Origin of the sequence: Pedobacter jamesrossensis (assembly GCF_042650905.1) — a bacterium.
Taxonomy (GTDB): domain Bacteria; phylum Bacteroidota; class Bacteroidia; order Sphingobacteriales; family Sphingobacteriaceae; genus Pedobacter; species Pedobacter jamesrossensis.
This window is the reverse complement of record NZ_JBHSBY010000113.1, coordinates 21,695-28,044: the sequence shown is the minus strand read 5'-3', so window position 1 is coordinate 28,044 and position 6,350 is coordinate 21,695. Positions and strand designations below refer to the sequence as shown.

The following is a 6,350-nucleotide window of genomic DNA, read 5'->3' as shown; positions in this document are numbered from 1 at the left end:
TTAAAATCTTATTCCCTCTAAAAAGTAATCGATCATCACATAGATCTGTAAATCCCCGTTGCATATATCATGCAAATTAAACAAAAAGATGTGTCCACACGATAGGCGTATGCGGGAATGACGACCGCTCAAAATATTATTCTGCTAACAATGCTTCAAAATCAATTTTGATACAGTCTCATCTTAACAGCGTTAAAGACCCTGAAATAAATTCATGGTGACAACCCAATCAACCTTAAACGTTGATAACATATACGAGAAAGAAGCAGAATGTAAATCCTGTTCCTTTTATTTTGCAATTGCAAATCGGCAACTGATAACTGTAAACTAACAACTACTTCTTCCCTACCACAACTTCAATAAAAGATTCTGTAGTTAAATATTTGTTCGCAAGCGCTAATATTTCTTCTGCAGTAATTGTTTTCACTGTACTGATATATTTTTCGTAATAGGCGTAATCTAATCCAGAAAAATAGATATTTTTAAACTTATCTGCATGAGAGAAAACATTTTCTAAACTGCCCAACATAGAGCCTAACATATAGTTTCTTACCAAATCCAGTTCCTCTGCCCCTACTAATTTAGTTTTAAGCAAACCTACTTCCTTGTAAATTTCTTTTAATGCATCAGCGCAAACATCAGCACCAACTTCCGTGGATATAAAGAAATAACCTGCGTTTTGCAGCGAAACTATTCCAGAACTAATTCCATACGTATAGCCCTTATCTTCACGAATATTATTCATCAAACGTGAACCAAAGTAACCACCTAAAACTGTGTTTAAAATCTGTACACCTGGAAAATCTTCGTGTTTACGAGTAATTGCCAATTGCCCGATTCTAATTGCAGATTGTAATGATTCTGCTTTTTCTCTATAAACTTCTTTTTGAATAGAAGGTGGAAAACTAAAACTGTTTTTCTTGGAATTACTTGCCATCCAATCTTTACCAAATTGTTCATTTAAAAGTCCGAAACTTGCTTCGCTAAATTTCCCAGAAACAATAATAGTACAGTTATCCGGTGTGTAAGCAGCCTTGAAATAATCGACTAAATCATCGCGTTTTACTTCGTCGTAATGCTTTAACTGAATATCTACACCGTAGGCTGTATCGCCAAACAAGGCATGAGAAAATTCCTTTCTCGAAAGAATATCGTTTTTTTGAAGATTTACCTGTAATTTTTGCTTTTGGTTTTGAATATAAATATCAAGCTCCTTTTGTGGAAACTGGCTATTAGAAAGTACATCTTTTACAATCGGCAAAACCGATGATAAGTGCTTATTTAAGGTGTAAAGCGTAACCGTTGATTGATCCTGACCGTATTCAGTTTGAAAGAATGCGCCATAAAAATCAATCTGCTCTGCTATTTCTTTTGATGAAAGTTCATCCGTTCCGTTATTGAGCATAGAACTAACGGCGATGGCTTGTAACGGTTTTTCAGGATTCCAGTTTACGTTATTAAAAATAAATTCGATACGAACTAAATCTTGTTCCCCAGAATAAATGGTAAAAACCGGAACGCCATTATCTAAATTATTTTTTTCGGGTTTAATAAAATTTATGATAGAAACCTTTCTAAAATCAGGTGCAAGAGTACGATTAAGCATTTTCTTCAGTTAAGTAATACAAAGTTGATGATGAATTTTTATCAAAAGTTTCTGTTGATATTCTTTTAATATCTTCTGCACTAACCTCTAAATATTTAGAAGCTTCCTGATTTAGAATATCAGCATCGCCAAGCAGTTCGTAATAAGCAAGGTTCATGGTTTTATCAAGCAAACTCATTTCAGAAAAAACTAAAACCGATTCGACCTTATTTTTCACTTTAGTTAACTCATTAGCAGCAACCAATTCTGATTTAATTTTTTCAAGTTCTGCCCAAATTGCAGTTTCAGCACGTTCGATAGATACACCTTCAATCAATTTACCTTCAACAATAAATAAACCCGGGTCTAAGCTACTCGATATATATGCATTAATATCACTAAAAAGTTGTTGTTCTTTTAACAAGCTATTATGCAGTCTCGAAGATTTCCCGCCTGAGAGAATATCAGAAAGTAAATCATAAGCGTAATAATCGTTACTTAACCTACCAGGCATTTTAAAAGCTACGTAAATTGCATTCAAAGGTACATTTGCTTTAACGGTTTCCGTTCTTGCCTCTGTTTGTTTATCTTCTTGAGGCAAATTTCTCTCGTATTTATCTCCTGATGGAATTGGTTCAAACCATTTTTCGGCAAGTTTTTTTACATCTTCCATTTTTACATTCCCACCAACAACCAAAATTGCATTTTGTGGATTGTAGTGTTTGTTAAAAAATGCTTTCACATCGCTTATTTTAGCATCTTCGATATGTGAAAGCTCTTTACCAATAGTTGCCCAGCGATATGAATGTTTTTTATAAGCCAGTGGACGTAATTTCAACCAAACATCGCCATAAGGTTGATTTAAATAACGCTGCTTAAATTCTTCTGAAACGACATTAATTTGTGTTTCGAGACTTTTTTCAGAAAAAGCAAGACTTAACATTCTATCACTTTCTAACCAGAATGCAGTTTCTAAATTTTCTGCAGGTAAAGTGATGTAATAATTTGTGATGTCATTGCTGGTAAAAGCATTATTTTCGCCGCCAACTCGCTGTAAAGGTTCGTCGTAATTTGGAATATTTACAGAGCCGCCAAACATTAAATGTTCAAATAAATGGGCAAAACCTGTTTGTTCCGGGTTCTCATCGCGAGCACCCACATCGTATAAAATATTTAAAACTGCCATTGGAGTTGTAGCATCTTCATGTACTAAAACTTTTAAACCATTGGCTAGTGTAAAGCGTTTAAAATCTACCATTATCTAATTTTAGGAGTGTAAAGATATTAAAAATGATTCCACAGATTAGAATGATTTCAATGATTCTAATCTTTTAATATTTCTAAACATTTTTTTTGACAAAGCTCAAACCTTATACCTTCAACCTTCACGCCCTTTTACTTATCTTTGTACTATGAATACAGCCGATTTACTGCAACGGGCACTATATTTCGATTTTTTAAGCCTTGAAGAAGGTGTACATTTATATCACCATGCCGATACAGCATCTTTAATGTTTGTAGCCAACGAACTTAGAAAACTTCAGGTTCCAAGTGGTAAAGTTACCTGGCAAATTGATAGAAATGTTAACACCACAAATGTTTGTATTGCCAACTGTAAATTCTGCAATTTCTTTCGCAGGCCAGGACATGATGAAAGTTATATAACTGATATTGAAACTTATAAAGTTAAAATTGAAGAAACTTTTCGTTTAGGTGGCGACCAATTATTATTACAGGGTGGGCATCACCCTGATTTAGGTTTGGCTTTTTACGCTGATTTATTTAGAAAATTAAAAGAATTATATCCTGATTTAAAATTGCATGCTTTAGGTCCGCCGGAGATTGCACATGTTGCAAAACTCGAAGGAATTTCGCACACAGAAGTTTTAAAGGTTTTGAAAGAAGCAGGGATGGATTCTTTACCAGGTGCAGGGGCAGAAATATTAAATGATCGGGTTCGCCGCTTAATTTCTAAGGGAAAATGTGGCGGGCAAGAGTGGCTTGATGTGATGCGTGCTTGTCATCAACTGGATATTACAACTTCAGCAACGATGATGTTTGGTCATGTTGAAACTATTGAAGAACGTTTTGAACACTTAGTTTGGATTCGTCAGGTTCAGAGTGAAAAACCCGCTGATGCGAATGGATTTTTAGCTTTTATTCCATGGCCTTTTCAGGATGATGGAACTTTATTGAAAAGATTAAGAGGAATTAGCAACAATGTTACTGCCGATGAGTACATACGTATGATTGCTTTAAGCCGGATTATGCTACCAAACATTAAAAACATTCAGGCAAGTTGGTTAACGGTAGGTAAAACAACTGCGCAATTATGTTTGCATGCAGGTGCTAACGATTTCGGCTCTATTATGATTGAAGAAAACGTGGTTTCTGCAGCAGGAGCTCCTCATCGTTTTACAGCGAACGGCATTCAGCAATCTATTAAAGCTGCAGGTTTTGAACCACAATTACGTGGACAAAAATATAATTACCGCGATTTACCTGAACATTTAGAAGAACAGGTTATTACTTATTAAAAATTTTGATTAATAGCGTTTTGAAATAGACATAAAATATTTAAATCTGTCATTTGAACAAAGGAACATAAAAGAGGTGTATCACAATAAAAAATTCAGTCATTCTAAAAGAATTTAATTTGGAGGCTATCGTCATGTTCAGATTGACGATCATCCTAATTCTTTAATAGGCTTTGTTTCACAACCTTTCTATCGCTTTACGATTCTCGTTTTCAAGGCAATGACGACCGCTCAAAATATTATTCTGCTAACAGTACTTCAAAATCAAAACCTAAGTTAATTAAACCCGGTTGCAGCGATATACTTTTTAGCTTTTTCTGCTAAAAAGATTTAGCGAAAAACGGGACTAACACTAAAATGAAAAGCGGAACCTTGCTTTTCAAAACGTTTTATTGAATTTATTTTCTTATACGATATTTGATTGCAGCCCTAAAAATTCAGCTCAGAAAAAAGGGAAGTAAAACCTAAGTCCTACCTCCCTACCTTAAACTAAACATTACCTAATCAATAATGTAAATTTTTTATGTTATTATAATTTGAAACCTGTTCTTACAAATAAGTTGGCAATAGTAATAACACTTGCAGTTGCTAAAGGCTCATCAAAACACTCTACAGCAGCAGCCCTGGTTACTCCAGTGTTACCATTAATACCTGTAATTGTTACACCAGCTTGTACATCCAAGTTTTCACCTGCATAAACTGCATCTACTTGAGGCACACCTGTATCGTTTGAAACTGTTGCAGAACCAGTAATCCAAGGCTTAATGTTTGCACCGCTGGCAGCCAACATTTGGCGAATGTGTGAAGCATGACGAGCTTCTACCGAATGGATTTGTAAAGCAGTTGTTAAAACGTCTAAGCCTTTTAATACTGTAGCTTGTCCTTTGTAGGCTCTTACGCCTGTATCTTCAAAACCTAATGCAACTTTTAAGAAAGTTGAATAGTTTTGATAAACATCGCCAAAAGTACCACCGGCTGTAAAATCTGTCATTGCATAAGTAATTTCAGTTCTTGCTGAAGCACCTAATGCACCTTTTAACAAATTTACGTGAGCTAACTCATGATCGCGAATTGTTGTAATTGCTGCTTTTGCTGCCGCTGTTGGATAAGCAAAAGTAACATCAGTACCCAATAAAGCGTGGTTATAAAAATGATACTCTAAATATTCTAATGATAAAGCAAAATTTAATGTATTTACAACAGCAGCTGGCAAAGTTTGTCCATAGGCTTTGTTAAACATAGAACCTAATGCTAATGGTGCTGCAGCTAAAGCGATTTTTTTACCCATTGAGTAAAAATCTTTCATTGCTGAACGTCTTGGACTTAATCTTTCATAGATTTCGCCGTCAACTTTTTCAATTTCTTCTAATATATTTACGATATTCATGATTTCAGGAGATTAAGATTAAAGATTAATTACGTTAATTTTTGTTTTGATGTATTTACCTGCAATAGCCAAAACTTTATCTGGTGTTAAAGCACCATCTAAACCATTCATGCTATTAGCACCTAAAGCAGTCATACTGCCTAAATCAGCGAAACTTCCGTTGGAAATTATATCTCTGATATATGCTGCATGGCGAGCTTCTACAGAAACAATTTTACCCGCTAATACTAAATATGCATCGGTTTGGATACGTTTACCAGCTCCATTATAAGCGGCAACACCTAAATCTTCGAAAGCCATTGCAGCGCCTAAAACGCTTGTTGCATTTGTAAAATCAATTGAAGAAAAATCTACTTCTAAACTTCCGATTGCTGCTGTACTTAAAGCATTTTTAAAAAACTCTCTGTGTGCAATTTCGTGAAACTGAATATCTGAAAAATAGGCTTTTTGAGCAGTGGTAAAAGATGCAGGTGGAGCCGCTGCAACTTTAATATAAAATGCAGCTTCTAGTTGCTCTAAAGCATAAGCATAATTTAATACACCGAAATCATCTTTAAAATCTAAAGTAGCTCCAGAACCCATATCAGGATAACCACGATCTTTTTTACAACCAGCAGCAACCAGTGCCATACCTGCAGCACTTACGCCTGCATACTGTAGAAAAGACCTGCGGCCTAAACTACCATTGAATAAACTTTCTTCTTGAAGTTCATCTTTGATTTTTAGTTCATTGTTTTTCATATTCTATTTACGTTTAAGTTTTTTTACTGGGATTTGATGATACATACGTGACAATTAGAAGTACGGTTTTTTAGTTTTTCATTTTTTTTTACAACCTGTT

5 protein-coding genes are annotated in these 6,350 nt (G+C 34.8%); 1 reads left to right on the top strand and 4 read right to left on the bottom strand.

Going from position 1 to position 6,350, the window contains the following annotated elements; all coding sequences use genetic code 11:
* Nucleotides 1–334: 334 nt before the first annotated feature.
* The gene (locus ACFOUY_RS11760) at nucleotides 335–1,606 is read right to left on the bottom strand and encodes a M16 family metallopeptidase (protein WP_378960837.1); all 1,272 of its coding nucleotides are present in this window, start codon (nucleotides 1,604–1,606) and stop codon (nucleotides 335–337) included.
* Nucleotides 1,599–2,843 carry a M16 family metallopeptidase gene (locus tag ACFOUY_RS11755; protein WP_378960836.1) on the bottom strand — a complete coding sequence of 415 codons (1,245 nt, stop codon included), beginning with the start codon at nucleotides 2,841–2,843 and terminating at the stop codon, nucleotides 1,599–1,601. Before ACFOUY_RS11755 ends, ACFOUY_RS11760 begins: the two co-directional genes overlap by 8 nt.
* A gap of 154 nt (nucleotides 2,844–2,997) precedes the next feature.
* Here ACFOUY_RS11755 and ACFOUY_RS11750 point away from each other — a divergent pair, with 154 nt between their 5' ends.
* Nucleotides 2,998–4,122, top strand: a complete 1,125-nt coding sequence (locus ACFOUY_RS11750; RefSeq protein WP_378960835.1) for a CofH family radical SAM protein — start codon at nucleotides 2,998–3,000, stop codon at nucleotides 4,120–4,122.
* Nucleotides 4,123–4,651: 529 nt separating this feature from the next.
* On the opposite strand, the gene ACFOUY_RS11745 is transcribed toward ACFOUY_RS11750, so the two are convergent.
* Complete coding sequence (locus ACFOUY_RS11745; RefSeq protein ID WP_378960833.1) at nucleotides 4,652–5,509, bottom strand: ferritin-like domain-containing protein; 858 nt, start codon at nucleotides 5,507–5,509, stop codon at nucleotides 4,652–4,654.
* An 18-nt stretch (nucleotides 5,510–5,527) separates the two neighbouring features.
* Nucleotides 5,528–6,250 carry a ferritin-like domain-containing protein gene (locus ACFOUY_RS11740; RefSeq protein WP_378960832.1) on the bottom strand — a complete coding sequence of 241 codons (723 nt, stop codon included), beginning with the start codon at nucleotides 6,248–6,250 and terminating at the stop codon, nucleotides 5,528–5,530.
* Nucleotides 6,251–6,350: the final 100 nt, after the last annotated feature.